We start from the raw sequence: 24,140 nt of genomic DNA, 5'->3' as shown, positions 1-24,140 counted from the left end.
CTGCTAGTTCTTGTTCTGTTTCTTTGATGACGATCGCTGTTTTCCCTGCCATCTTACTTCTGCCTTTATACTTTTTTCTCTAGTTTAGTCTATCTGTTATCCTACGCCTTTAAATTGGTATGAGATCGTTGATTGGCAGCATCCTACGATTTTGGAACTGGCAAAACAGATTGCCTCGCAAAATCCAACTGAATTGGAAGTCGCAAGGACAAGTTTTGAGTGGGTACGCGATCGCATTCATCACAGCTCTGACTGCAAGATGAATCCTCTAACCTGTCGGGCTTCCGATGTACTCAAATATCAGACAGGTTATTGCTTTGCTAAAAGTCATTTACTGGCTGCACTGCTTAGAGCCAATCATATTCCTACGGGTTTTTGTTATCAACGATTGAGCGTTTTTGATAACGGCGCACCCTATAGTTTGCACGGGTTCAATGCTTTGTATCTAAAGGATTTTGGCTGGTATCGCGTAGATGCGAGGGGCAACCGCCAAGATGTGGATGCCCAGTTCGCTCCGCCCCAAGAGAAATTGGCTTATCGCCTGCAATTTCCCGAAGAAGCCGATTTTCAAGAAATTCTGGCGGAACCTCTTCCCGTCGTGGTTCGAGCTTTACAAACGCAGCGTACGTGGGATGAACTATTGCAGGATCTTCCCGATCTCCCTTTGGAAGCGATCTCAACCTACGGTCTTACCGTGAGAAGGCGCGAATATTCCCGATCTTAAACAGTACGAGCTTCCCTGATTCCTATCGATGATTTTGTTGGGAATGCTTCTGCGTCAACTTCCAGACCGCTTGCGTCGAGATGAGGGATAAAGCCAGAAACTGAGAAATTTTGTCAACCAAGGCATGACTGGATAGGTCAGTAAGGCGGATACGAAGATCACGGATATCAATAAACCTAATAAGGGTGGGAGTCCTTGAAGGAAGGGATTCAGAAGGGCATTCGCGAGCAAAATCAATGGATACACAGTCACGACACCAAGGATTACTTGCTTGTAATATGCCGGTTGGGGTGGGTTATAGCTTCTATCTCTTGGTAGCGAGAACCATAGCTCTAATCCTGTCGGTAACTGCTGGTGCGATCGCCTTGAGATAAAGTCTTGCGATCGCTCCATCCACTTTTGATAGGTGGGTGAGTTTAGCCAGTTTTTATAGTGAATGTAATTATCAAATTTAACAATAACCACATACTCAGGATAATCATGGTCGCGCGGGCAAATGACTTCAACACCGAGAAATCCTTCAAATTGCTGGGCAGATTGATTGATTCCTTTTGTCCAAGCTTCGTATTCCTGTATGCGGTCTGGTTCGACGATCTCTGAGATGACTAACGTGATTGGGGCTGGATGCTGTTCAGAGTTTTGCATAGGAAGAATTAGTTTTGATCGGCGATCGCGCTTTCAGCCTCTTCCATGTCAGGCGGTGTATCGATCTCTGGTACTTCTGCTTCGACAAATGGCAGGGAAGCCCCTTCTAGACCCCGTTTAATTCGAGGCGGTGTGTAGTCAAGGGTCACAAATAGCGGATAGTGAAACTCACCCTTATCCCCCATGAGGTTGCGATGCTTCCAAGGCATGAGCCAGTAATACTCATCGCCCAAGACAACTTCTACCTGTCGCCACCGCCGTAGGAGCGATGAAAAGTCTTCCCCAGGACGATGAATAAAAATAAACACCTCGCGTCCAGTTTTCACCTTCCAATCTGGATCGCACATGATTAAGGCAAGATCGCAATTTAACTGAATGTGATTTTGATTATCTTGGGCGATCGCAAGCTTAATTACAGGTAGGGGCAAGCTAATCACGCTATCTGTCGGTCGTCTGAGACTGGGAATTAGCTCAAAATAGGGGCGATATTGCCGTAAAAGTGCGATCGCTTCTAATTGGTTGCTGTAGTGACACAGTAGGGTGTCGTATTGGTGCTGGTGCGTATTCATAAAGGTAAATGTACAGAGAAGCTAGAGCCTCGATCTTGTGCAGACTGGAGCGTAACTCTGCCACCATGGGCGGCAACAATGTAATTCGACAGATATAAACCTAGCCCACTGCCTTGTTTTTGGTGACTGCCTTGTTGAAATCTTTGAAACAGAAAAGGTTGATCTGCCTCTGGAATACCAATACCCGAATCGGTAATCGTCACCAGGATCTCTGCACCAATTTTCTCTAGGCTAACATGAACTTTACCCGCTTCGGTAAATTTGAGCGCATTGCCGATTAAATTGTTAAAAACCCGTAGCAATTCCAGCCGATCGCCCTTAATCGTGGGTAAATGCTCTTGAATCTCAATGGTTAATGCTAGATCCTTGGACTTGGCGATCGCGCCGAGTTCCTGCACGACCTCAGTAACCAGTTCCGCCAAATCTAAAGGCTGAAGGTTAAGGGTTTTGCTGCCTGCTTCGTAACGATATACATCCAGCAACTTATTGACCATTTCCAGCAAATTGCGATTGCTGCGAGACATAATCTCCAACGCTTCTATAACATCGGGGGAGATATGTCCTAATGCCCCATCTTGCAACAAACCGAGCATCCGATCTGCGGCAACTAGGGGAGTGCGCAGATCGTGGGTGAGTCGAGACACAAAATCTTGACGTTGTTGGGCAATGCGATCGCGTTCTTCGATGCTGTGTTTGAGTCGCAACAGCGATCGGACTCTTGCGAGTAACTCATCTGCCTCAACGGGTTTGCGAATAAATTCATCTGCGCCTAAATCTAGCCCCTTGACTGCACTCGACTGGTCATAGGCAGTAATCAGCAAAATCGGGATAAAGGGTAAATCTTTTTGGCTGCGCATGCGGCGGGTGACCTCATAGCCATCGATCCCAGGCATCATCACATCCAGTAGCACGAGATCGGGCAGCTCTGACTGGACTAGGGCTAAGCACTTCTCGCCATTCGATGCTGTTAGTACCTCATACCCTTCCTCTTCTAAGATGGTACGAATCAGAAACAGGTTATCAGGGACATCATCTACAACTAACAGGCGATCGGGGGGCATCATGCAAACAACTAGGGGGTGTCAAGTACGGCATTCACGACCTTATATGGTTACATAAAATGCTCAAATTGCCTTCACCCCGATGACAGATAGTCAATTCGTTAGCCACATTAACAAGGGCAGATAATCTTACCTATCGATCTTTATTCATCGCGCAACCTAAACCAATAAGTGAAATTGAAACTATGATTTGACTTTAGGATACAACCACCTTGCAAAGAGTTTAGTCAGTCGCGGCATGATGATATATGTCATTGATGATAAGAGAACAAGCACGCTGATTAACGTTCGTAAGATTGAGGGAATCCAAGTGAAAAGCTGCAATAGTAAATTAATCAAATTGCTAGTCGGATAAGCTGCTAGAAAAGTAATGACTAACATTTTATAACGAGGAGGAGGCACGATCGCCCCTTTGCTTGAAAGCGTAAACCAAGTCTCTAAACCAGTCACAATTTGCCAGTTCACAACTCCGACGATGAAAGGTTTGACACTTTCTATTAATCTATGTCGAACTTCAGAATTCTCCCAATTCCTCAAATTGCTTAGGGAATCGAATTTGAAGATAATTCGATACTCAGATTGATTTTCTGGATTGGACGAACGAAAAACATTTGAGCCTAAATGTCCTTCAAAAGATTCTGAAGCTTGTATAAGCTTTGTAAGTACTGCCTCAAAAGCTTCTTCAGAACCTATTTTGACTACTTGAACGATATCCACCGTCACGGGGGGATCTTGCTGAGAATTTGCAGGATTCATAGGCTTTTATAGGGGTAAACCTTCAATTCCCACATCTAGACAGACAACCTTAGCAGATTCAATCCCAGTGGGTGGCGGAAATGACATACCACCGTTTGTTGTGACATAAAGATGAGTCAGATTCCCTTCGGTCTTCCCAAAAGCCACCGCCGTACTGCCTGCCATTCCCTGTTCTAATTGAGCGATCGTAGTTACGGTGGGGCGGTTCGCATCCCTCTGGGAATCGCATCTGATTTTCACCACGCTATTAAACACATGAGTCGTCCCATAGAGATTCCCCATTTTGTCAAAAGCAAAATCATCCATATTCATCCCAGTTAGAAATATTTCTGGTTCGCCTGGGCGATCGTTTGCAAGAATTGATATTTTCACAATTTGTTGCTTTTGTGTATTGGAGGCGTAGAGAAAATTTTCATAAATCTTTAAGCCGTTCACAGCAGGAAAGACTTCTTCGGGTGAACTTCGAGCCAGAAATGGATGTTCCAGCCAAATACCAACCGTTTTTGTAGAGAGATCTAACTCCCAAATTGCGCCGCGATAAGAATCAGCAATTAAATAGCGATTCCCACTCAGTCTAGTCAAACCATTCAAAAACAAGGCTTCTGGCATTTTTGCGAGAAGCTCGACCGTTCCATTAGCAGAAATGCACCATACTACTGAAGTTTCCTGTTCGTCCCAACCCGACAGCAAAATTTCTCCGTCAGGGGTTAAAGCCAATCCAGTTGCCTTGCCCTGAATGGTTGCATGGATTTCAGGCACTCCATCCGAACCGATCCGAAAAACTTTACCTTCATAATGACTGGTGATAAATAAAGTATTATCCGCACCAACAACAATACTTTCTAGAAAAGTATTAACGGGAAATTCTGTAATGGTCTGTGCAGAAGCGATCGCGCTGGGAAAGTCCATAATTTTACGCCTTAAATTAATGAATTTGGTTGTATTCTTTAGCCTTGCCTTCAAAGCTAGCGGGATCGTAGAAGTAGCGTTCGCGGATAATTTTGCCATCTTTCCAAGTTTGCAATCCGACTTCTTCAAGACGAAAATGATAGCCGTCCAACGTGGTGGCTTCTATGTGCATTTCAACTGCCGTGCGATCGCCGTCCACTAGTACCGCTGCAATTTTGAAATCATGGATTTCCTTAATATTGGCATTCATCAACTTCTGCCGTTCGATGCTCATGGCGCGTCCGACACGCGGCGGCTGTAGATTTTCCTGCACCACAACATTCTCGTCGTAATAACTCTCGTAGATTACTTCGGGTGGTGGATTAGTCTTGAAAAATTCCAACAATTCGTGGATTCGATTATTTGCGGACATAGATACTCCTTTGGGTTAGTTGTAAATTATTTCAGTCTCAAATTGTGCAAAAGATTGTTTGTGTAAAGTCATATAGGATTGCGCGATCGCATCGGGATCGAAATGAGTTCCAACTTCTACCGTGCCGCAGATAGTCACAGTGCCTACATGAATTCCAAATTCCTGCAATTCTTGAGCCAGACAAAATGCCAAACTTCGCATTCCTGACTTCCCGATTGCTAATGACACCAAATCTGAAAAGGGATATAGGGCAAGTCCACCTCCAGTAAATAGGATTGTGCCTTTTCCCTTAGCTTTCATCGCTGGGATAACTTGCTGTGCTGAGACTAAAGCACCAACTACGTTCACGTTAAACTCAGAGATTAATTTCTCGGTTGGAAGTTCGCTGGGCTTAGTCATCGTCATCACTGCGGCATTGTAAATTAGTACATCAGGGGCGACTAATTGGCTGCGAATTTCAGCAAATGCTTGAATTAAGGAATCTTCGTTCCCAGCATCCGCAGAAAATGTATGCACTGTATATCCGGCTTGACGTAGTTCTACAGCATTTGCTTCTAGCTTTTCTAGATTGCGAGCGATCAACGCTAAACCGAAGCCCTCTTTGGCAAAGACTCTGGCTACTCCCATACTGACTCCTGCTCCAAATCCAGCGATCGCACATATCGGTTGATGCATTTTTTACCCAGATTCACTTCAAAATTATCTTGGTTGATGGATATTTATGGACTTACATGATGCGTACAGACAAAGTCTAAGTGAGTCTTAAACTTTTCCTTTATATTCAAATGTATTCAAAGCTACCGAGTTGTTTTGTATAAATACCTTTAGAATTGCAATAGAACTTACGAGCTTTTTAACACAGGCAATTAAAAGTTACCAAATGGTTACTGTCAGGATTTTACAAGCATGGCTGAAAAAAAATATCACTGTCCTGTTGAGTTCACGCTAGATCGAATTGGCGGCAAATGGAAATGTGTGATTCTCTGGTGGCTCAGGAGAGGAAGTAAGCGATTTGGCGAACTCATGCAATTGATGCCAGAAATTAGCCAAAAGGTATTAACGGCTCAACTGCGGGAGCTAGAGGCAGATGCCCTCATCGCACGTCAAGTTTTTGCTGAGTCACCGCCGCGAGTGGAATATTCACTAACTGCCTATGGCGAGACTTTACGCCCGATTGCCGAATTAATGTGTGAATGGGGGAAAGCTAATTCTAAGGAATATCAGTTAGAAGCCAGATTCTTGGATGGGTTAACGATTTTGGCGATCGGGAACGAGATATTCAATCAGAGAATGGAAGGGGAGTTGGGCGAACTGCGAGGAGCAAATGTAGTTACCGCCTCAAGGATGTTATCTCTTCAAGATTTAGAACGAATTCGCCCCGATCTTGCGATCGTCAATTTTGAAATAAAAGATGACTTTAGTGACCTCCGCAATCTAATTAGTCAATTGGCAAATCCCATTCCGACGATCGCGTTGACCGAAAACGATCTCGATCGCGATCTTGCTTTCTCAAGCGGATATAGCATTCATCTAAGCGAGCCCGTTGAGATTTTTGAACTTGTGGCAGCGATCGCGAATCTCATGAAAAGAATGGTGTAGGAACGGGTGAGATTTATTGCAATCTATTGCTGCGATTCCAACCTTCTCGGTCAAACTGAGCAATGCGATCGAAATCATTCTGAATTTTTTGGGTCAATCTTTCATGCATAGGACTTCTCGATCTGGTGGTCTGTCAACGCTTAGTTGATGGGTAAACGGAAGCTAGAAAGTTTTTGGGGTTTTTTAGGGTTTTCAACCCCTCAAAAAATTCTTGAGAGAACAATAGCTGCCAGATCTCTCAAAATATCGTTTTAAGCGATCGCATGAGGATGCAAAAAACATGATTTTTGACCGAAATTGCCTCAGCAAAATCTAGTATTGCTGAGGCAAAGATATCTACGGAGAGGGGGGGATTCGAACCCCCGATGGCTTTCGCCATAACGGTTTTCGAGACCGCCGCATTCAACCGCTCTGCCACCTCTCCAATGGACTGCATTTTAGCGCTTAACGAGTTTAACATCAACACAGGATGAATTGAGCGCGAAGTATGCATAAACAGCAATTCTCATTATGGCAATTTTGGCTTAACCTCACTCAGCTATTGAGAATAGCCACAATGGTAACTCTTGAAAAGCCTATGTCTTCGTCCAGGATTTGACAGCTTAGTAAAAGTCTAAATGAGAATTGCTGATACTCAAAAAAGCTAATAGCCAACAGCTAATTACTAAATGTTTACTTGGGCGCACAGGCCTTGACAATCCCCTCAATCATATTAATTACCTTGGCTGAGGGTCTTTGCTTGGCGAGAATTGATGTATAAAATTCTTGGGTTACGGCTGGATCTTGTTTTTCGAGATTATCAGCAAAACATTGACAATAAGATTTTGCTTGTTCTTCGCTCACGCTTTGTTTTGTTGCCTCGCGCACGCAACTCGTTACAAGCTCAGTCTTAAAAGCGCTGTCTTTTAGTTTCGATGAGACTACCTCGGCTGAGAGCGAATTGCCCCAGGGAGCAGAGAGGGCTAAAATACAGGAAGCAACTACTGGTAAACCTGTGAGGTAAATCTTCATTCGTTTTTCTCCTTGGAATGATTTCAATGTAAGTTTATTCGCAAAACTTGTTTAATTGCAATCATAACAAATAGATTTCAAGCTATGATTTTCCTCCTGGTTGCAAAGTCCTTACCTAAATTCTCTTCCTATTTTTTTGACATAATTCTCAATGACCAGCACATCCCCAAGTTCTTCTCCTGAAATCTCACCACTGAAATCACCGAAAATAGTTGTCCTTGATGACGATCCTACAGGTTCGCAAACCGTTCATAGCTGTTTGCTTTTGACGCAGTGGGATGTGGATACTCTCAGAACTGGTCTAGCCGATCGCTCGCCCATTATGTTTGTGTTAACGAATACTAGAGCCTTGACACCGAGCGATGCCGCCACGGTTACCCGTGAGGTTTGTCACAATTTGAAACTGGCAATCGAAGCCGAAGCGATCGCCGAATTTCTGGTCGTCAGTCGTTCTGATTCAACGCTACGGGGGCATTATCCCATTGAGACCGATGCGATCGCGGAAGAATTAGGTGGTTTTGATGCCCACTTCCTCGTGCCTGCTTTCTTTGAGGGAGGTCGTTTTACCCGCGATAGCATCCATTATCTCGTTGTGAATGGAATTCCCACACCCGTGCATGAGACGGAATTTGCCAAGGATTCCGTATTTGCCTATAAGTATAGCTATCTACCCGACTATGTTGAAGAGAAAACGAACGGTCGCATCAAGAGCGATCGCGTGGAGAGATTTTTACTCTCAGATATTCGTGCGGGCAGTCTAGAACGGCTGATGCAGCTCAAGGGAAATCAGTGCGGTGTCGTGGATGGCGAAACCCAAGCCGACCTCGATCGCTTCGCTAGCGATATTCTGATCGCGGCTTCCCAAGGAAAGCGATTTCTGTTTCGCAGCGCCGCTAGTCTGTTAACTGCCTTGGCACAGTTGCCGCCACAGCCAATCCCAGCCGAAGAGATGTCAAAATACATGCGATCGCCAAAGCCTGGTGCTGTGATCGTTGGCTCCCATGTCAAAAAAACCACGGAACAACTAGAGAAGCTTCTGCAAGCAGCAAATATCGTTCCCGTAGAAATCGATGTATCGAGATTGCTAACGGATGTAGAAAAAGAATCCCAGATTTTGCTAAAAGAAGTCAGCGATCGCGTTGACCAAATCCATGCCTCTGGCAAAACGGTGGCAATCTTTACCAGTCGTAAGGAACTCTCTTTTGCTGATGTCACTACCCGCCAAGCCTTTGGCCAGTCTGTTTCGGCTTTACTGATGGCGATCGTGCAAGGTTTGCCTGCGGATATTGGGTTCTTAATTAGTAAAGGCGGAATTACCTCTAACGATGTTCTCAGTACTGGCTTAGCACTACCAACTGCACGTTTGCTGGGTCAAATTCTCGCAGGCTGCTCGGTAGTTCGCACGCCTTCCGATCATCCTCGCTTTCCCGATTTACCTGTGGTTCTCTTCCCTGGGAATGTTGGCGATGCCGATGCGCTTGCCACAGTCTATAGCCGTCTTGCTGTGGGGATTTATGATTAAGCTTTAGTTTTTACCAAGCCAAAGCGATTTATCCCATTTTTAAAGAGTAAGGCGGCGATCGCTTCCCTCACCCGTTTCAGATCTTTTGGGAACTGTGGGATAAGCTTTTCTGTCTAGGTAAAGTTAGTAACGATTGCCTAAAACTTAAAATTCTTGGCTTCAAGAAGAAAGTCAGTTAAAACTGACTGGGAAGGATCTGAGGTCAATCTGTATCAACAGGTTTAAGCTTTTAGTCCGCAATTTGTTACAGGGCTGCATAAGTCTTAGTCAAGACAGATAAAGCGATCCGTATTATCCTAGACTTAGCGATTATCATTTATTCCACCCAACTGTTGCTATGACACAACCCAAGTCTAAGTTGCTGACCAGTATTACTAAGGTAGTCAATCCAGCATTTAGTAAGCTTGGCGCTGCCCTGAAACTTAAGCCTAAAGCCAGAGTCCCAAAACTAGAAGTGCGGCTATCGGCAAAACAAAAGCCTGAGGTTTACGAATTGATCGGCGATCGCTACACCTTGGGACGCAGCAGTAGTAAATGTGACATTGTGGTGCAGACCCCATTGGTCAGCCAAGTACACGCCCAGTTGGTGCGAGACAGCAAGCAAAAAAAATCGCAATTTGTAATTACCGATCTAAATTCAACCAACGGCATTTATCGTCGCCGCCAACGCCTGAAATCTTCGCCCTTGCGTCACAATATGGCGATCACGTTAGGCCCACCCGAGCTAGAAGCTGCCGTTACCCTGCGCTTTATCGATCCCCCGCCTTGGTATATTCGCACTTTGCAATATACGGGTATCGGCATTGCCAGTGCTGTGGGTTTATTGGTTTTAGCGATCGCGCTGGAAGTCAGTAAAGTTCCCGATGTGCGCCCCTTACCTGTCAGCCAACAAGGCCCCGTTGAGGTCTTATCAGGTGATGGAACCACATCCATTGGGCCTGAGGATATTGCTAAGCATACAGAGCTAACCCATCTCAACGAATTTGGGCAACTTCTGCCTAAAGCTGTAATTGCCTCTGAGGATACTTCCTTTTACTGGAATATCGGTGTCGATCCGATTGGGGTTTTACGCGCCTTGGTAACGAATGTGCGTAGTGGTTCCCTGCGAGAAGGAGCTAGTACGATCACACAACAGTTAGCTCGCAATTTGTTGGGTCGCACCTATGTGGGAAAAGATGACTCAGCCGGACGCAAGTGGCGCGAAGCCGCAGCGGCAATTAAGCTGACCTTAAACTACAGCAAAGACGATCTATTAACGATTTATCTCAATCGCGTTTACCTCGGAAATGGGGTCTATGGCTTTCAAGATGCGGCAAAGTTATATTTCAACAAATCTGCTTCGGAACTCGACCTGTCAGAAGCTGCTACCCTCGCAGGAATTTTACCCGCGCCTGAAGTAATCAATCCATTTAAGAATAAACAACTCGCCATTGAATATCGCGATCGCATTCTCAATCGCATGGCTGAGCTAGGCGTTGTCAAAGAAGAAGATGCAGAACGGGCTAGGCGTTCGATTTTGCGACTGAACTTAGAGGCAAAGAGCAAGGTGCAGGGCACGATCGCACCCTACTTTTACGGCTATGTGTTTGATGAGATGCAAGAAATTTTGGGCGAGAATTTTGCCAGAGAAGGCAATCTGATCGTAGAGACTAATCTGAATGTGGAGATGCAAAAAGCTTCAGATGCTGCGTTGAAAGAAGGTGTGGCTCGCGATGGTGCTGGTTATGGATTCAATCAAGGTGCGATCGTCACCATCGATGCCAAAGATGGTTCGATCTTAGCGATGACGGGTGGTGTCGATTTTAAAACCAGTCAGTTCAATCGAGCCGCACAAGCACGGCGTCAGCCAGGTTCCACCTTTAAGCTCTTTGACTATGCCGCAGCGATCGATCGAGGAATTTCACCCAATACAGTCTTCTCCTGTAGTTCTACACAGGGAATCGCAGGTTGTCACAATGGCGGATCGGGTAGCATCAATATGTATCGTGGCTTTGCACTTTCTGAGAATGTTGTAGCCTTACGGGTGGCTGAGTCTGCGGGATTAGAGAATGTGATCAAAATGGCGCGGAGGTTGGGCGTAAAGTCCAAGATGGAACCGACCTCAAACCTAGTCTTGGGTGGTTTTGAAGTATCCATGCTCGAAATGGTGGGGGCTTACGGTGCGATCGCCAATCAAGGCGTTTACAATCAACCCCATGCGATCAAACGGATTCTCGACAGTCGCGATTGCAAAAATCCTAAAGACACAAAAACCTGTCGCGTAATTTTCGATGCTGCTCAAGACTTCCCACCACGTCAAGCCGTCGATGCGAATCTCGCCAATACGATGATCGATCTGATGACGGGTACGGTACAGTACGGTACAGGTCGCGCTGCAGCGATTCCACAAGCGAGAGTGGTGGGAAAAACCGGTACAACCGACGAAGGCAGAGATCTTTGGTTTATTGGCATTGTGCCCAGCCGTCAGGTGGTAGCAGCCGTGTGGCTCGGCAATGATGAGGGTGTGACATCAGGTAGCAGTTTTCTAGCGGCTCAGGTTTGGGGCGACTATATGAAAAATGCGATTCGCTAAAAGGGCTTCTTGCTTTCCATTGTCTGTTTAGAGACGGCACGTTTGCAAGGTAAGAATAGAAGAACTATGTTTCTTACTGGCTAATTTTGGACGTTCTGCACCGATCTTTCAAGTGTCTCCATCGCAGTAGGGCTTCGCTGTTTGATTTACTGAATGAATTGATTGATTACGATATAAATTTTTATCAAAAATCATAATAACCTTGAGAACCGATAAAAGCCTTGGGGCGATTGGGTTTAGTGTGCTAGTGTGATTTTGAATACCTGTCCCTTTCCCATGGCGATCCATTGCTTTAGAATTTTGGAATTTTCAATAAATGGGAACGGACAACTTTGAGTCAATGTTATGAGCGATTCAAATCTAGCTAACAGAGCATCGATCGATCGCGAACGGCGAGAAATCTTACAACAGGTCGAGGAATGGCTAGAAATTCCCATGCTCGTCTTGAGTTTTGCATGGACAGCCTTGCTGATCGTTGAATTCGTTTGGGGACTCTTTCCACTTTTAAACACAGCAAGCATAACGATCTGGATTGTGTTTATCTTGGATTTCATGCTGCGATTGTGGCTTACCCCCCAGAAACTCAACTATTTAAAGCACAATTGGTTAACTGCATTTGCGCTTCTGCTCCCAGCATTGTGGATATTTCGCGTTACACGCATCATTCGGGTGTTAGGAATCGCACCTGGGTTGCAAGGGCTGCAATTGTTGCGCGTTCTGGCTCGGATCAATCGAGGCATGAAGTCGCTCTCTGGCAATGCTAGCCGTCGAGGGTTTGGTTATGTTGTGGCGCTAACCCTGTTCGTGGCTTTGATGGGAGCCGCAGGCATGTATGAGTTTGAGCGCAACGAAACTGGAAGTACGCTCACGAGCTACGGCAATGCGATCTGGTGGACAGCCATGGTCATGACGACGATGGGATCGGATTACTTTCCCAAAACATCGGAAGGTCGAGTGCTTTGCTTTCTGTTAGCCGTATATTCCTTTGCAATATTTGGCTATGCGACTGCCATCCTTGCTACGTTTTTTGTGGGTCAAGATGTCAACCACAATGACGCTGATATTGCCCGTGAGCAATCCCTGCAAACCATCCAAGCTGAAATTGCCGCATTGCGAAAAGATATCCAATCCCGTCTATAGTCAAAGGTGCATTACACCATTTTCAAATCCCGATCTGTTGCAATTTTAATTGAAATGGGTATTACTCAACGTCAGTTCGAGATAAGAGAACCTGCAACGCTATACATCCCAAAGATCCCCCCCTTGAAAAAGGGGGGAGAATATACTTCCCTTTTTTAAGGGGGATGCCCGATAGGGCAGGGGGATCAAACCCCTCGGTTCCAACAAGTTGGCTTGCTTTGAGCTTAAGTCCTTAACCCGAATTCACGTTACTCAAGGTAGGTAGAAAATAGAATCGAAAGTGCAAAGCTTCCAATAAATGTCAAGGTAGACCAGTTTGTGTCTTGAGCCTGATGCGCTTCTGGAATAATTTCTTCGACGATCGCTGTGATTAAAGTACCCGTTGTAAACGCCAGCACAACCAACTTAGGAAGCTCGGATTGTCCGCGCAATCCCCAATACCCTAGGGTTGCCCCCAACCAAACGGGGATAATAAAAGCAGCAAGCATCCAAAATCGCTGTTTGCGTGGCATATTTTGACTTCTAAACTCGGCATTGGTGACAAATCCCTCTGGAATGTGAGCGACAACTCGCGCCGATGCCAGCGTCACGCCTAAATGGGTGGAGATGGTGAGACTAGTGCCAATCATTAAGCCATCGCCAAACAAATCGATCGCAATACTGAGAAAGATCGCCCAAGCGACCTTATTGCCATCAATCCCCCGCAGGCGATTTTTGCTCAAGTTGAGAAGTTGATTGACCCACACGTAAAAAGCTCCGCCCATAAACATTGCCAGAGTTGTTGCCCAGACTGGTTTTGCTGAAATAACTTTGGGCAGCAGTTCGGTGGAAGCGATCGCGAGTAGCACACCCGTCGCAGCATGTAATGCCAGTCCTAGGGTATGTTTGGATAATGGTAACGCTTCAGCGATCGTGGCACCGATGAAGTTACTGACAACGGGTAAGGCTGACAGGATTAACGCAAAAATAAATGTCTGCATGAACTGTCTGGTTATGCCAATTTTAGTCGTTACCATTCCACGGGTTTAGAGAACGGCTGAATCTAGTGCGAATCCGTAAACTCCATCATCGTGAGTTGATTGTCCACATGAAGTACTCCCGGCGCAGCCCAAGCAACTCGTTCGGCTTCCTCTAGCTCGGTAAAGTTCCGAACGTTGCCACTGAGTGTAATCTTGCCACCGTCAGTCTTCACATGAATCATGGTTGCATCAACCAAAGCGTTACGCTTGAATGCCGATTTAATCGCCGTTTCGACTGCCGTTGCTGTTAGTTTGGGCTTGATCGAGATCAGATTCGATACTCCTTGGACACCCGATAAGAGTTGCACGACGTCTTCGGCATCGTTTTTCTGATAGCCCCATTCCACTTCGCCATCTAGCGTGATCCAGCCTTTACTAACTGTCACCTTGACACTGTCTTTTGGAATTGACTTGCACCACTCGATGTGATTTACGGCGGCAGCAGCAATATCTCCATCTATGTGATGCTGAGGATTCAGAAATTTGATTTCGATATCGTCCGCGATCGCCTTCACCCCAACAATCCGTTTCACGGCACGTACAGCTTTCCATTTTTCGTCATAGCTGGTTGCATAGCCATTGAGTGTCACCGTGCCATTATTCACCAAGACACCGATATCTGTGACCTTTACGCTGGGTTCGTACTCGAGTTCAGAAAGGATATCAGCTTTAAGTTCTGCATCGGTTCTCTTGATGGTGTGGATCGCAGTCATAGTCTTTGTCCTTGATTTAATAGGGGGAATTCGCAAAGGCACTTTACAAGACCGTCATCCAATCGATATTGAATACACGATTGTGCTTAATCACTACTTTGAGCGATCGCTATTTGACTTACCGCATGAATTGATGAATTACGAGATGAATCTTATTGAAACTGCTAGACGATCTTCAACAGTGAGAAGCTCTTTCTTATGACCTGTTGGTTGCAGTTTTCTTACTCCTGCTCAGAATAGATCGCGCTTTTTTTTGGCGTTTCAACGAGCACAGAAATGATGAGCAACCCAAGCCCAATGATTTTAATCAAGGCGTTTGCTGCATGTGCATACTCCCATCGATCGCGATACCGCGTCCAGTCCGATGGAATAGGATTGGTCAACCATCTCGCGAATTCAGCATTCATGGGTGCGATAAACACGATCCAACTCACGAACGCCAATACCAAGAGAATTGCACCACCCAAAGTCCAGTACAAGGTTGAACCTTGCCGACGAATAAGAAATACCAGCACAATTGCCGTCAGAATCGCTGTGATTTCAAAAACTGCGCCGACGGAGCCAAACAACCGATAAACATTTTCCAAAACCGTCACTTTAACCCAAAGTTGCTGTTCAAACTGCATTCTTTGCGGTAACTCCAGCAAATGTGTCATGGACAGGCTGAGACTTAAGGAAGTCAACATCAGTGTCATGAATCGACAGGTTCGGATAAAGTTCATTTTATTTTACCTTTCAACGGTCATCAAGGGTAGAACCAATCGCCCCCATCAGGATTGGCTGTGCGGTCAACATGGATTCAATCTGAGGATTTGCCCATGCTACGGCGATTTTTAAAAAATCAGGATCGTCGTTGACGCACTCTAGCCGCACATAGGTTACCTTGGGATACTGACGCCGTAGAGCTTGAATGGCATCCTCCACATCGAGAAGGGTTTCAAAATTCTCAGTCACCCAACCGAGGGGCTTAAATAGAATGGCTTGCGCACCCGCATTAATCAAACTTTTGGCAGCTTGCTTTAGATCGGGTTGCGACCACTTGGTGAAGGGGATATCATGATTGACCCAGCCAATCGAGATTAGCGGATATTGCTGTTGTACTTGCGATCGCACGCCATCATAAAGGGCTTGCCCGTCGATCGTTCCCGTCAAAAGGCCTTGGGCTTTGTCGGGTCCCCCGTGAACGGTGAGGACAATGCCAATTTGAGACTCAAAAAAGCCACTTGCTAAGGACTTCGTTAGGGCTTCCTTGAGTTGACGCACCATCAGATCGATATAAGTAGGCTCCGTTGCAAAGGAGGGAATGTAGCGAACTGATTTAAATGGAGCCCGTTGAGGGTGATTTAGCGGTGCTTTGGCGGCAATCACTTCATTGACTTGTTCGATCGCAATTGCACCAGTAAAGGCAGAAGCGACCACCAGCAGAGGATAGATTAGTAAGTTCTCAAACCCCTGCTGAATAATGTCTGACACAACCTGCTGTACAAAGGGCGGACAGAAATAGAATCCCTTAAATACCTGTACGCGATCGCCCCAACGCTCTTGCAACAGAGCTTCGATGCCGAGACGCTGTTTTTCAAAAATCTCATTTTCAGGTGAATGGAATTGATGATGCTTGACTCCAAAATTGTACAAATCTTGCAGGGCGAGAATCTTGCCAGCCAAGGGGTATAGCCAGTCTGGGATTGGCACAAACTGAGCTGCAATGTACTTACTTGCCGCCTGATTGTAACGACTCAGATCGCGGTAAGATTGCACTTCTCCATATCCTGCAAGCAAAACGGCAACGCGGTCTTTATTTTGTGGGGTGACGGAAATGGTTGCTTGAGATTGATGATTCATCATGGGAATGTTGGCTCCGTCATTACTGCTTTTGTGATGGATTGAATGAAAAATGGTTTGGGAATTCGATTATCCCGCTCGAATCATTGCGTTTAATTTCGCTTTTAGATCGCTCCAGCGAACATTCATCAGGCTGGGGAGAATAATGTGAGCCGTTTTCAGGAGATCGACAGATCCAAGCCCAACCGTCCACATCCCCGCAGCGATCGCCGACTCAATTCCAACCGCAGCGTCTTCAACCACCACACATTGGACAGGCTTAAGCCCTAGTAACGTCGCAGCATGAAGGAACAAATCGGGAGCGGGTTTAGACCGTTGGACGCTATTCCCGTCCGCGATCGCATCCACAGCATCGATCAAGTTCAATTTTTCAATTACGCTACGGGCATTCTTACTGGCAGAGCCGATCGCGATCTTTATCCCCGCTTGGCGAAGTTCCGCCAATAGATCCACCGCTCCTGGCAATACATCCTTGGCGGAAATCGTTGCGATCGATTCCACATAGTAGCGGTTTTTGCGATCCATCATCTCCTGTAGCTGGGTTTCTGGATATTGGCGATCGCCGACGATCAGCAAGAGCGATTCTCGTCGCGACACCCCCCTTAAGGCTTGATTGGCCTGCCGACTAAAGGTTAGACCCGACTCATCCGCAAGCCTTTGCCAAGCGAGATAGTGTAGTTCTGCGGTGTCGGTCAAAACGCCATCGAGGTCAAAGATAAAGCCACGAATATCAAGGAATCGCGGGCGATCGGGGGATAGATCGAAACTATGCCAAGTTCCATGCCAGTGCAGCTTGAACTGGAGCCGCGTCCAAGTGGGTGGGAGCTGAGAGGTTGCAATCGGCCCGCGATCGGTGAGTTGAATGCCCCCAAAGCCAAAAACGACCGCTTGCCAAACACCACCAGCGGAAGCGGCATGAATGCCATCCTTAGTATTGTTGCGGGTATCTTCGAGATCGACCATGGCAGCTTGAATAAACAACTGGTAGCCTTCTGCGGCGCGATCCACATCTGCCGCCAAGATCGCGTGAATGGCAGGACCGAGGGACGAACCATAGGTGATGTCCGTACGGGGAGCGTAGTAATCCCAGTTTTTTTGCAAAACGTCATAGCTGTAGGGCAGTTCTCGGGTACTGCGCAACAGATAAAGCAGCATGAGGATATCGGGTTGTTTCAGCACCTGTCGCTTATTTGTGGCATCAATGCCCAAAACAGCTTGAATGGAGCGATCGCGAGGTTCATAATCGCTCAAGGTAATATCCTCCAACTTGAAAAAACCCTCAAATTGCTCGATTAATCCTGTGGCAGTATCCTTAGGAATATACAAACCCGCGATGATGGTGCGCCAATGTAATAGCTGCTCGGTTGTGAGTTGCAGGATCTGGGCAAGCTCCGCTGCGCGATCGGGAAAGGTCTGACTCAGCCATGCTTGAACGGACAATGCTTTTTGCAGATGCCACTGCACCATCCGATTGGTAAAGGCATTGTTATTCACCTGTTCGTGATATTCATCGGTACCAATGACATTGCACAGTTCATATCGCGATTGGCTGGCATTCCACTCAACCCGACTCTCCCAGAAAATCGCCGTATCCAAGACGATCTCAGCTCCGTAATCTCGCATCCATGCATCGTCACCCGTTGCCTGCCAGTAGTTCCAGATCGCATAGGCAATATCAGCACTAATATGAATCTCGCGATCGCGGCACCAAATCCTCACATCTGCGGCATAGGGATCGTTCGGCAAAGACCACCGAGGCGTGACCTCATCCCCAGTTGCTGCGCTTTCCCAAGAAAACATCGCTCCCCGATAGCTGCTATGGCTGGCTTTACGCCGCGCTCCATTTAGGGTGTGATAGCGATAGGAGAGCAGGTTACGCGCCCGATCTGGCTGGGTAAAAATAAAAAAGGGCAGGATAAAAATTTCGGTATCCCAAAAAACATGCCCCCGATAACCAAAGCCTGATAGGGTTTTGGCAGGTACGCTCACGCGATCGTTGTGCAGTGAAGCCCCAATCAACAGTTGAAACAGGTTGTAGCGTACTGCCAATTGAGCCGTGCGATCGCCCTCAATCGCAATATCGCTGTGCTGCCAAACCATTTCCCAAGCCTGCTGATTTGCTTCGAGCAAGGCGATATAGGTGGGTTTAGTCGCCAGTTTGGCTTGAGCCGCTGGCAGAGGCTGTTCCACCTCTTGGGAAGTAAACACCGTCACCACTTTTTCCACCGTCACGGTCTGCCCCGCCGTTGCTCGGTAGGTGGTTGCCAAGGTGGGATAACCGGGCATATTCGTAAATTGGATCTCGGCATCTGCGCCAACCAAGGATAGACTCGTCGCTATTCCCAATTCAATGCGGGAGCTACGGGTGCGCATCTGCAACCAAATTCCCTGCTCCGTTTTACCTTGGTCGAGTCGTTCCCAGTGATTGTAGCCTTCATTCTCAGGATAGCCATTGATGCTGGACTGCAGCTCGATCGCACCGTCAAAATCGACGGGCGTGAGATGACAGCGAAGCCCTAGCACATGCTCATCTGCCAAGCTGGCAAAACGCTCAAACCGTAAATCTAAAATCTGCCCAATGGGGCTTCGCCAGCGCACCGAGCGAGTGAGGATACCGTAGCGCAAATCCAACTGGCGCTCGTACTGAAGGATTTCACCGCGATCGAGCCGAAACCTTTCGCCATTGACAATCACCGCTAAGGACAGCCAGTCTGGGCAATTGGCAAGCTCGGTATAAACGACAGGCACATCATCGTAAACCCCATGGATTAAGGTAGCAGGTATGGCATGGGGATAGCCCTCTTCAAAGCTGCCCCGCGTGCCCAAATAACCGTTGCCGATCGTAAATACGGTTTCTCTGGCATGCAACTGCTGCACATCAAACTGAGGTTCGATCAGCGTCCAGTCCGTGTAAATCAAGTTGCCAGAAGCTAGGGTATTCATGGGGATTGGGTTGAGAAGGACAGTGGGTCATCGTTGCATGTGCTCTGCCAAAATTCCATCGGCTCGGGGTTTATAGAGTAAATAGAAAAGAACTTCCAGATAGTGGTGCAGGACTTCCCGCCGATCGCTGTTCGTACAATTCCAAAAGCTGTAAATCTTGGTCAGTTGGAGCAGACGTTGGGTGTGCTTCTGCCAGTTGTACTGCTCGTGAATTCGCTGAATCGCTTGGTCGGAAATATCCTGCCAGACTTGAGGCTGCGCGTCACATCGATCGAGAAAGTGCAGAATTTTCTCAGATGTTCCCTCTAGGTCGGTGGGGTTGATGTGAAACCCATGCTTGCCTTCCTCAATGATTTCTAAGGCTCCGCCAAATTGGGTGGCGAAGGTCGGCAACCCAGAACTCATAGCTTCCAGAATCGTGCGTCCAAAAGCTTCAAACAAGGCGAAGTGTACGAAAATGCCCCTGCGATCGGCAATAATCCGATACATTTCTCCCACGTCGCGATTGGGCAGAAAGAGTCCTAACCAGCGAATCTTGCCATGCAGATGATAGCGATCGATCGCATCCTTGAGTTGAGCGATCGCTTGGGCTTCCTCAGGGTTGACATCCTCTGCCTCAAACATCACATTCGTCAAAAAGATGAGGTTACATTGGGCTTGCAGGTCTGTACTTTGTCCAAAGCATTCTGCCAACCCTGCCAAATTTTTGCTCAGGCTGATCGGGTCAACAGCCAGAATTGGGCGTTTGTTCGGGTTGTCCAAGTGCCCAAAAATTCGCGGATCTTCACCGCTAAAAATCAATTCCTCAATCCGAGAAGAGGTTTCTACATCTCGGCGATCGCGCTGGCTGTAAGGAAAGAAAATCTGTTCGTTCACGCTGGGTGGAACGCGGTTAAATTTGGGATTAAACAGGTTAATGCCATCGATGACGTGATAGAGATTTGGCATCGTAAAGCACTTGTAAGACTCGTACTGCCCCATACTCTCTGGTGTGCCTACAATCTCTTGATTGGATGCCGTAATGATGAAGTCTGCGGCATTCATGCCGATCAGATCGGCGGTAAATTGGGCAGAGAAGTGGTACTGCGCCTCCATATCTTGCCAATAGAGATTACTAAACAGGTATTTGGGCTTTTCGAGAGAATGGGCAATATTGCATTGGGTGGATCCAAAGCGACGTGCCAGCAGTGACGCCACCAGATTGCCATCACTGTAGTTTCCAATGATTAAATCTGGTCGCCCACCTAGTTTTGCTAATAGTTCCCGTTCAGCATCATCCGTAAAGCTTTCCAAATAGGGCCAAATCTCAAATTTAGAAATCCAGTTCTGGGTCACCTTGGGGTTAAATTCCCGAAACGGCACTCGCAGGATCCAAGCGTTTTCAGTGCCTTCAATGGGCTCGAAGGGAAGACCGCATTGCGTTCCCGTACAGTTAGGAATCAATCGCGTCAGAACGATTACTTGAGGACAGATACCCAGTAGATCCAAACCAGCTTGCTGCACCTCTAGGCGCAGTTGATGTTCTAGACTAGTTGCTTGCTCTAGGACATAGGCAACCTGACTTCGGGTTTCTGGTCTGCCTAGCACGCTTTCTTGCCCCATCCAGCCATGAATGGAAATAAGTACCACCCGAAAGACGGCGGGAATGCGGGAAACAAACGCTTCTAAAATGGCAGGTTCGGGGTCATCAATCAGGCGATTCAGCAGTTCCAGCGTTTCGCGGACTCGGGCGATCGTATTGCCCCAACCGGGCTCAAAGCCCTGAGCTTGCAGGTCAGGATGGATGCTGGCATAGGGGGCATCAGCAGCAGACTCACCCAAAAATTTGAGCGTTTGCTTGACCTGTTGTGAGAGTTCAACTCCTGAATGAATTCGCTCGTTGATTAACAGTTGCCTGCCATCATGTTCGAGTACGTGGAGGGCATTAAACAGTGCTTCTACCCAGTATTGAGGTTCGGTGAGCAGCTTGTTGCAGAGATAACGGTTGAGAAAGTCTAGCCCCTGACCGATATTTCTGGGGTCGTCGATCGCGGGAAATGCTGGGTCAAACGCTGAGAAATCTAGGGTCAAGATGTGGGGTTGGCTGCGATTAACCTGGCGATCGCGGGCATTCAATAATGCTTGCGGTGTCATCTCTATCCCCTCAGATAGGTCTACGGTTAATCGCCAAGCTTGCTGACTGGCAATCCAAGGGCGCAGCAACAACCAGATATAGTTCTCATCCAAGATGATTTCATGGGTGTAGTGAATCAGTTGGCTCAGAGAAGATCCGTGATAGGAATGACCGATTTGCTCAGGGCGATCGCAATGTTCCGTAAACGCTTGCAGTATCTCATTTCTCAGGAAATAGCGCTTACCTGAGCGGCTCAATGCGGTAATGAGCTGATGTAGAGCCGTTTTCTCATCGCTACTTAAGACGGCTTGAATCAGTTTATTCATAGGAATTAGGGGGCGAGAAGAGCGCGATCGCGGGAGTCACTACCATCACTCTGAGCGACCAACGTTTGATTTGCTACATGAATTGGTTGATTACGAGATAAATTGTATTGAAGCCAATAGGATTCAGCTCCCCTCAGTCGCCAATTCTAGAAGTGAGCAATCTCTTAAAGCCCCAGAATTGCGGGATTTTGGGTGCTATAGAGTTGAAACACTTACAGACTAAGTTCCCGATCGCTCGCGTAGGTCGTCAGGAAGATAAGCGCGATCGCCGAGACGTTGTAGCAAGGGCCCATGGGTATCAAACTTCACTACACTTACAGAGGCAGCAGGCATATCGATGCGATCGCGATAGCGTCCTAGATCGATTCCCAACAGACTGCATAGGAGAATCCGAATGGTTCCCTTGTGGGAAACCACCAACACATTTCCCTCGGAATGCTCCGACTCAATTTTGCTAATCGTAGGAGTAGCTCGGCTGGCTACTTCTACTGCGGTCTCACCACCCGTAGGGGGATTCCAAGCTGGTTCAGTTAACCACTTGATGTAGTCATCGAGATGGGTTGCCTTAACGTACTCTGGGGTTTTGCCTTCCCACTCACCATAGTGAAGCTCCTTGAGTCCATCGCGCAGTTGCATCTCCATTCCCACTGCCTCACAGAGGGGTTTGGCTGTGGCAATGGTTCGCTTCATCGGGCTGACATAGATCGCAGTCCAAGCGATCTCTTGATAGGTCGCTGCAAACGCCTGCGCCATGCGATGCCCCTCATCCGTCAAGTCTGGATCGAGCGTCCCGCAATAGCCCCCAGTCTGGCTGTAAGTCGTCTCTCCATGGCGCAGAAAATACAGGGTTAGACTCATCTCATTCTCGTTGAATTTAGCTTACTTGTTGAGTTTAGCCCAATTCAGAACGGGTGAATGTATGGGCTTACTTAACCTTCACGGCGTTATCTGCGTCTAATCGGGCAGCGATCGCTTCTAAAATTGCCTCTTCTGCCTCATCGATGGTTGCCATAGCAACGATAATTCCACTAGCGGCATAGTGTTCGGCGCGATCGGCGCGACGGTTAAGTTCTTCAAATTCCTGTTTCGTTTTCCATTCCTCAACCTTTGATTTGACCTCAGCTTGCTTTTCTGTAGCTAGCTCAGCAAGTTTGGTTCTGTAGGTTGCGAATTCGTCTTTCTTCTTCTCTAGTTTGGCTTTAACCTCATTCAGCTTAGATTCAATCGTTGCTTGGGTTTCCTCAGCGGCAGATTCTATGGTTGCCTTGACGGAGGACAAGCGATCGTCGATATCGTTTAATTTGCCTCGAAAGATATTGGTAAAGCTGTCAATCTTTTCACTCATCATTCTTTTCCTAGCTTAGTGTGTGGAATTCTACTTAATTGTGAACCAGAGATGTTTGAAATCGTGTTGATGGGAGTGGTTGAATTGCATGAGTTTCATCGAAATGCATTTAAACTTTACAATGCTTATAGCAATTCTCAAATCAGTATCGTACATTCAAAATCCTGCATCTGCGATCGCAATGCTTACCAAAAAACTAACAGCCAGTTACGTTTTGTATCATATTCAATCTATTCATTCATGGAATAGAACGATCGCTTGTCATAGTAATTATGCGAATAAAGGCTAGTTTGCTTTTGATGCCCACGATTCCATTTAGATCGAGACTTCAATACATACAGTGAGAAAAAGATGGATCTAGAACATAAAAGTGCTGTGGGTGTGTTGTCCGATCGATATGTCGCAGAGTCTACCCTCGATCGCCTTAAAGAGGCTGGAATTCCCTTAAACAAGATCACATTGGTCGCGCAGACTGTAGCGCCTGATGATGTGGCAATATCTGAAAGTGAGTTCTCTCGGCATCAAACGATTGAGCAGTTGGAAATAGGCGCGTTGAGTGGTGGAATATTAGGCGCTGCCAGTGGGTTACTCCTTGGATTGGCAAGTGTTATCCTGCCTGGTGTGGGAACGATTGTATTCGCAGGTGCTAGAGGAGTTGCCCTTCTGGGCATGGCGGTTGGCAGTTTCTATGGAGCAGTCGGCGGCAGTTTGCTTGGAGGCGCGTTTGGTAACAGTATGTCTCCCAAGCAGTCCAGCATTTACACCGACAGTTTACTTCAAGGCAAATATTTAGTTGTGATAGAGGGAACAGATAACGAGATCCATTGTGCCGAAGCAATTTTGAAGACCCAAGGCGTTCAAGATTGGGGTATCTATAAAGTGCTTTAAGGAAATTACCTATGACAACTTCCAGCAAGAA

At 46.9% G+C, this 24,140-nt stretch carries 21 protein-coding genes, 1 tRNA gene and 1 pseudogene; 6 read left to right on the top strand and 17 right to left on the bottom strand.

Features of this window, described 5'->3' with window-relative positions:
• The first annotated feature begins 151 nt into the window (after nt 1-151).
• The gene (locus ACP2WE_RS08205) at nt 152-724 is read left to right on the top strand and encodes a transglutaminase-like domain-containing protein (protein WP_425215064.1); all 573 of its coding nucleotides are present in this window, start codon (nt 152-154) and stop codon (nt 722-724) included.
• Nucleotides 725-778: 54 nt separating this feature from the next.
• On the opposite strand, the gene ACP2WE_RS08200 is transcribed toward ACP2WE_RS08205, so the two are convergent.
• The 7 genes from ACP2WE_RS08200 to ACP2WE_RS08170 all read right to left on the bottom strand — a co-directional run bounded on the left by ACP2WE_RS08200 (nt 779) and on the right by ACP2WE_RS08170 (nt 5,751).
• The gene (locus tag ACP2WE_RS08200; protein ID WP_425215063.1) at nt 779-1,369 is read right to left on the bottom strand and encodes an antibiotic biosynthesis monooxygenase; all 591 of its coding nucleotides are present in this window, start codon (nt 1,367-1,369) and stop codon (nt 779-781) included.
• An 8-nt stretch (nt 1,370-1,377) separates the two neighbouring features.
• A complete protein-coding gene (locus tag ACP2WE_RS08195; protein WP_425215062.1) occupies nt 1,378-1,938 on the bottom strand; it encodes a hypothetical protein in 561 nt (186 codons plus the stop codon).
• Entirely contained in the window at nt 1,935-3,002 is a 1,068-nt protein-coding gene (locus ACP2WE_RS08190; RefSeq protein ID WP_425215061.1) for a hybrid sensor histidine kinase/response regulator, read from the bottom strand. Before ACP2WE_RS08190 ends, ACP2WE_RS08195 begins: the two co-directional genes overlap by 4 nt.
• A gap of 180 nt (nt 3,003-3,182) precedes the next feature.
• Nucleotides 3,183-3,755, bottom strand: coding sequence for an antibiotic biosynthesis monooxygenase (locus ACP2WE_RS08185; protein WP_425215060.1), 573 nt, complete (start codon nt 3,753-3,755; stop codon nt 3,183-3,185).
• Nucleotides 3,756-3,761: 6 nt separating this feature from the next.
• On the bottom strand, nt 3,762-4,664 hold the full coding sequence (locus ACP2WE_RS08180) for an SMP-30/gluconolactonase/LRE family protein (RefSeq protein WP_425215059.1): 903 nt from the start codon (nt 4,662-4,664) through the stop codon (nt 3,762-3,764).
• Nucleotides 4,665-4,680: 16 nt separating this feature from the next.
• On the bottom strand, nt 4,681-5,076 hold the full coding sequence (locus ACP2WE_RS08175; RefSeq protein ID WP_425215058.1) for a nuclear transport factor 2 family protein: 396 nt from the start codon (nt 5,074-5,076) through the stop codon (nt 4,681-4,683).
• Nucleotides 5,077-5,091: 15 nt separating this feature from the next.
• Nucleotides 5,092-5,751 carry an SDR family NAD(P)-dependent oxidoreductase gene (locus ACP2WE_RS08170; RefSeq protein WP_425215057.1) on the bottom strand — a complete coding sequence of 220 codons (660 nt, stop codon included), beginning with the start codon at nt 5,749-5,751 and terminating at the stop codon, nt 5,092-5,094.
• A 231-nt stretch (nt 5,752-5,982) separates the two neighbouring features.
• Here ACP2WE_RS08170 and ACP2WE_RS08165 point away from each other — a divergent pair.
• Nucleotides 5,983-6,312 (top strand): annotated as a pseudogene (locus ACP2WE_RS08165) (winged helix-turn-helix transcriptional regulator); the annotation flags it as partial.
• 702 nt (nt 6,313-7,014) lie between these two features.
• Here the strand turns inward: ACP2WE_RS08165 and ACP2WE_RS08160 are convergent.
• Together ACP2WE_RS08160 and ACP2WE_RS08155 are read right to left on the bottom strand one after the other, a co-directional pair.
• Nucleotides 7,015-7,099, bottom strand: a tRNA-Ser gene (locus ACP2WE_RS08160).
• A gap of 248 nt (nt 7,100-7,347) precedes the next feature.
• On the bottom strand, nt 7,348-7,686 hold the full coding sequence (locus tag ACP2WE_RS08155; RefSeq protein WP_425215056.1) for a hypothetical protein: 339 nt from the start codon (nt 7,684-7,686) through the stop codon (nt 7,348-7,350).
• Between the two features lie 151 nt (nt 7,687-7,837).
• Here ACP2WE_RS08155 and ACP2WE_RS08150 point away from each other — a divergent pair, with 151 nt between their 5' ends.
• The 3 genes from ACP2WE_RS08150 to ACP2WE_RS08140 all read left to right on the top strand — a co-directional run bounded on the left by ACP2WE_RS08150 (nt 7,838) and on the right by ACP2WE_RS08140 (nt 12,920).
• Nucleotides 7,838-9,208 (top strand): four-carbon acid sugar kinase family protein, encoded by a 1,371-nt coding sequence (locus ACP2WE_RS08150; RefSeq protein WP_425215055.1) that lies wholly within the window; start codon nt 7,838-7,840, stop codon nt 9,206-9,208.
• A gap of 337 nt (nt 9,209-9,545) precedes the next feature.
• The gene (locus ACP2WE_RS08145) at nt 9,546-11,780 is read left to right on the top strand and encodes a transglycosylase domain-containing protein (protein ID WP_425215054.1); all 2,235 of its coding nucleotides are present in this window, start codon (nt 9,546-9,548) and stop codon (nt 11,778-11,780) included.
• Nucleotides 11,781-12,125: 345 nt separating this feature from the next.
• Entirely contained in the window at nt 12,126-12,920 is a 795-nt protein-coding gene (locus tag ACP2WE_RS08140; protein ID WP_425215053.1) for a potassium channel family protein, read from the top strand.
• A gap of 248 nt (nt 12,921-13,168) precedes the next feature.
• Here the strand turns inward: ACP2WE_RS08140 and ACP2WE_RS08135 are convergent, their stop codons facing one another.
• From ACP2WE_RS08135 to ACP2WE_RS08100, 8 genes are all read right to left on the bottom strand, one after another.
• The gene (locus ACP2WE_RS08135) at nt 13,169-13,936 is read right to left on the bottom strand and encodes a ZIP family metal transporter (RefSeq protein WP_425215052.1); all 768 of its coding nucleotides are present in this window, start codon (nt 13,934-13,936) and stop codon (nt 13,169-13,171) included.
• 26 nt (nt 13,937-13,962) lie between these two features.
• Complete coding sequence (locus ACP2WE_RS08130) at nt 13,963-14,652, bottom strand: BON domain-containing protein (RefSeq protein ID WP_425215051.1); 690 nt, start codon at nt 14,650-14,652, stop codon at nt 13,963-13,965.
• A 221-nt stretch (nt 14,653-14,873) separates the two neighbouring features.
• Entirely contained in the window at nt 14,874-15,374 is a 501-nt protein-coding gene (locus ACP2WE_RS08125) for an anthrone oxygenase family protein (RefSeq protein WP_425215050.1), read from the bottom strand.
• Between the two features lie 13 nt (nt 15,375-15,387).
• Nucleotides 15,388-16,497 (bottom strand): ferrochelatase, encoded by a 1,110-nt coding sequence (locus ACP2WE_RS08120; protein WP_425215049.1) that lies wholly within the window; start codon nt 16,495-16,497, stop codon nt 15,388-15,390.
• 66 nt (nt 16,498-16,563) lie between these two features.
• Nucleotides 16,564-19,437 (bottom strand): beta-phosphoglucomutase, encoded by a 2,874-nt coding sequence (pgmB, locus tag ACP2WE_RS08115; RefSeq protein ID WP_425215048.1) that lies wholly within the window; start codon nt 19,435-19,437, stop codon nt 16,564-16,566.
• Nucleotides 19,438-19,464: 27 nt separating this feature from the next.
• The gene (locus ACP2WE_RS08110) at nt 19,465-21,876 is read right to left on the bottom strand and encodes a sucrose synthase (RefSeq protein ID WP_425215047.1); all 2,412 of its coding nucleotides are present in this window, start codon (nt 21,874-21,876) and stop codon (nt 19,465-19,467) included.
• A gap of 219 nt (nt 21,877-22,095) precedes the next feature.
• Nucleotides 22,096-22,734 carry a histidine phosphatase family protein gene (locus ACP2WE_RS08105; RefSeq protein ID WP_425215046.1) on the bottom strand — a complete coding sequence of 213 codons (639 nt, stop codon included), beginning with the start codon at nt 22,732-22,734 and terminating at the stop codon, nt 22,096-22,098.
• 67 nt (nt 22,735-22,801) lie between these two features.
• On the bottom strand, nt 22,802-23,224 hold the full coding sequence (locus tag ACP2WE_RS08100; protein ID WP_425215045.1) for a hypothetical protein: 423 nt from the start codon (nt 23,222-23,224) through the stop codon (nt 22,802-22,804).
• Nucleotides 23,225-23,572: 348 nt separating this feature from the next.
• On the opposite strand from ACP2WE_RS08100, the gene ACP2WE_RS08095 reads away from it, so the two are divergent.
• The gene (locus tag ACP2WE_RS08095) at nt 23,573-24,109 is read left to right on the top strand and encodes a DUF1269 domain-containing protein (protein WP_425215044.1); all 537 of its coding nucleotides are present in this window, start codon (nt 23,573-23,575) and stop codon (nt 24,107-24,109) included.
• Nucleotides 24,110-24,140: the final 31 nt, after the last annotated feature.

It is taken from the genome of Tumidithrix helvetica PCC 7403 (genome assembly GCF_965232925.1).
GTDB classification, from domain to species: Bacteria; Cyanobacteriota; Cyanobacteriia; order Pseudanabaenales; family Pseudanabaenaceae; genus Tumidithrix; species Tumidithrix helvetica.
The sequence above is the reverse complement of the archived record's forward strand: the minus strand, read 5'-3'. Positions and strand labels throughout refer to the sequence as shown.

Coding starts and splice junctions, on each gene's coding strand:
- ACP2WE_RS08200 (WP_425215063.1), bottom strand. CDS start 1,369: ATGCAAAACTCTGAACAGCATCCAGCCCCAATCACGTTAGTCATCTCA.
- ACP2WE_RS08195 (WP_425215062.1), bottom strand. CDS start 1,938: ATGAATACGCACCAGCACCAATACGACACCCTACTGTGTCACTACAGC.
- ACP2WE_RS08190 (WP_425215061.1), bottom strand. CDS start 3,002: ATGATGCCCCCCGATCGCCTGTTAGTTGTAGATGATGTCCCTGATAAC.
- ACP2WE_RS08185 (WP_425215060.1), bottom strand. CDS start 3,755: ATGAATCCTGCAAATTCTCAGCAAGATCCCCCCGTGACGGTGGATATC.
- ACP2WE_RS08180 (WP_425215059.1), bottom strand. CDS start 4,664: ATGGACTTTCCCAGCGCGATCGCTTCTGCACAGACCATTACAGAATTT.
- ACP2WE_RS08175 (WP_425215058.1), bottom strand. CDS start 5,076: ATGTCCGCAAATAATCGAATCCACGAATTGTTGGAATTTTTCAAGACT.
- ACP2WE_RS08170 (WP_425215057.1), bottom strand. CDS start 5,751: ATGCATCAACCGATATGTGCGATCGCTGGATTTGGAGCAGGAGTCAGT.
- ACP2WE_RS08155 (WP_425215056.1), bottom strand. CDS start 7,686: ATGAAGATTTACCTCACAGGTTTACCAGTAGTTGCTTCCTGTATTTTA.
- ACP2WE_RS08150 (WP_425215055.1), top strand. CDS start 7,838: ATGACCAGCACATCCCCAAGTTCTTCTCCTGAAATCTCACCACTGAAA.
- ACP2WE_RS08145 (WP_425215054.1), top strand. CDS start 9,546: ATGACACAACCCAAGTCTAAGTTGCTGACCAGTATTACTAAGGTAGTC.
- ACP2WE_RS08140 (WP_425215053.1), top strand. CDS start 12,126: ATGAGCGATTCAAATCTAGCTAACAGAGCATCGATCGATCGCGAACGG.
- ACP2WE_RS08135 (WP_425215052.1), bottom strand. CDS start 13,936: ATGGTAACGACTAAAATTGGCATAACCAGACAGTTCATGCAGACATTT.
- ACP2WE_RS08130 (WP_425215051.1), bottom strand. CDS start 14,652: ATGACTGCGATCCACACCATCAAGAGAACCGATGCAGAACTTAAAGCT.
- ACP2WE_RS08125 (WP_425215050.1), bottom strand. CDS start 15,374: ATGAACTTTATCCGAACCTGTCGATTCATGACACTGATGTTGACTTCC.
- ACP2WE_RS08120 (WP_425215049.1), bottom strand. CDS start 16,497: ATGATGAATCATCAATCTCAAGCAACCATTTCCGTCACCCCACAAAAT.
- pgmB (WP_425215048.1), bottom strand. CDS start 19,437: ATGAATACCCTAGCTTCTGGCAACTTGATTTACACGGACTGGACGCTG.
- ACP2WE_RS08110 (WP_425215047.1), bottom strand. CDS start 21,876: ATGAATAAACTGATTCAAGCCGTCTTAAGTAGCGATGAGAAAACGGCT.
- ACP2WE_RS08105 (WP_425215046.1), bottom strand. CDS start 22,734: ATGAGTCTAACCCTGTATTTTCTGCGCCATGGAGAGACGACTTACAGC.
- ACP2WE_RS08100 (WP_425215045.1), bottom strand. CDS start 23,224: ATGATGAGTGAAAAGATTGACAGCTTTACCAATATCTTTCGAGGCAAA.
- ACP2WE_RS08095 (WP_425215044.1), top strand. CDS start 23,573: ATGGATCTAGAACATAAAAGTGCTGTGGGTGTGTTGTCCGATCGATAT.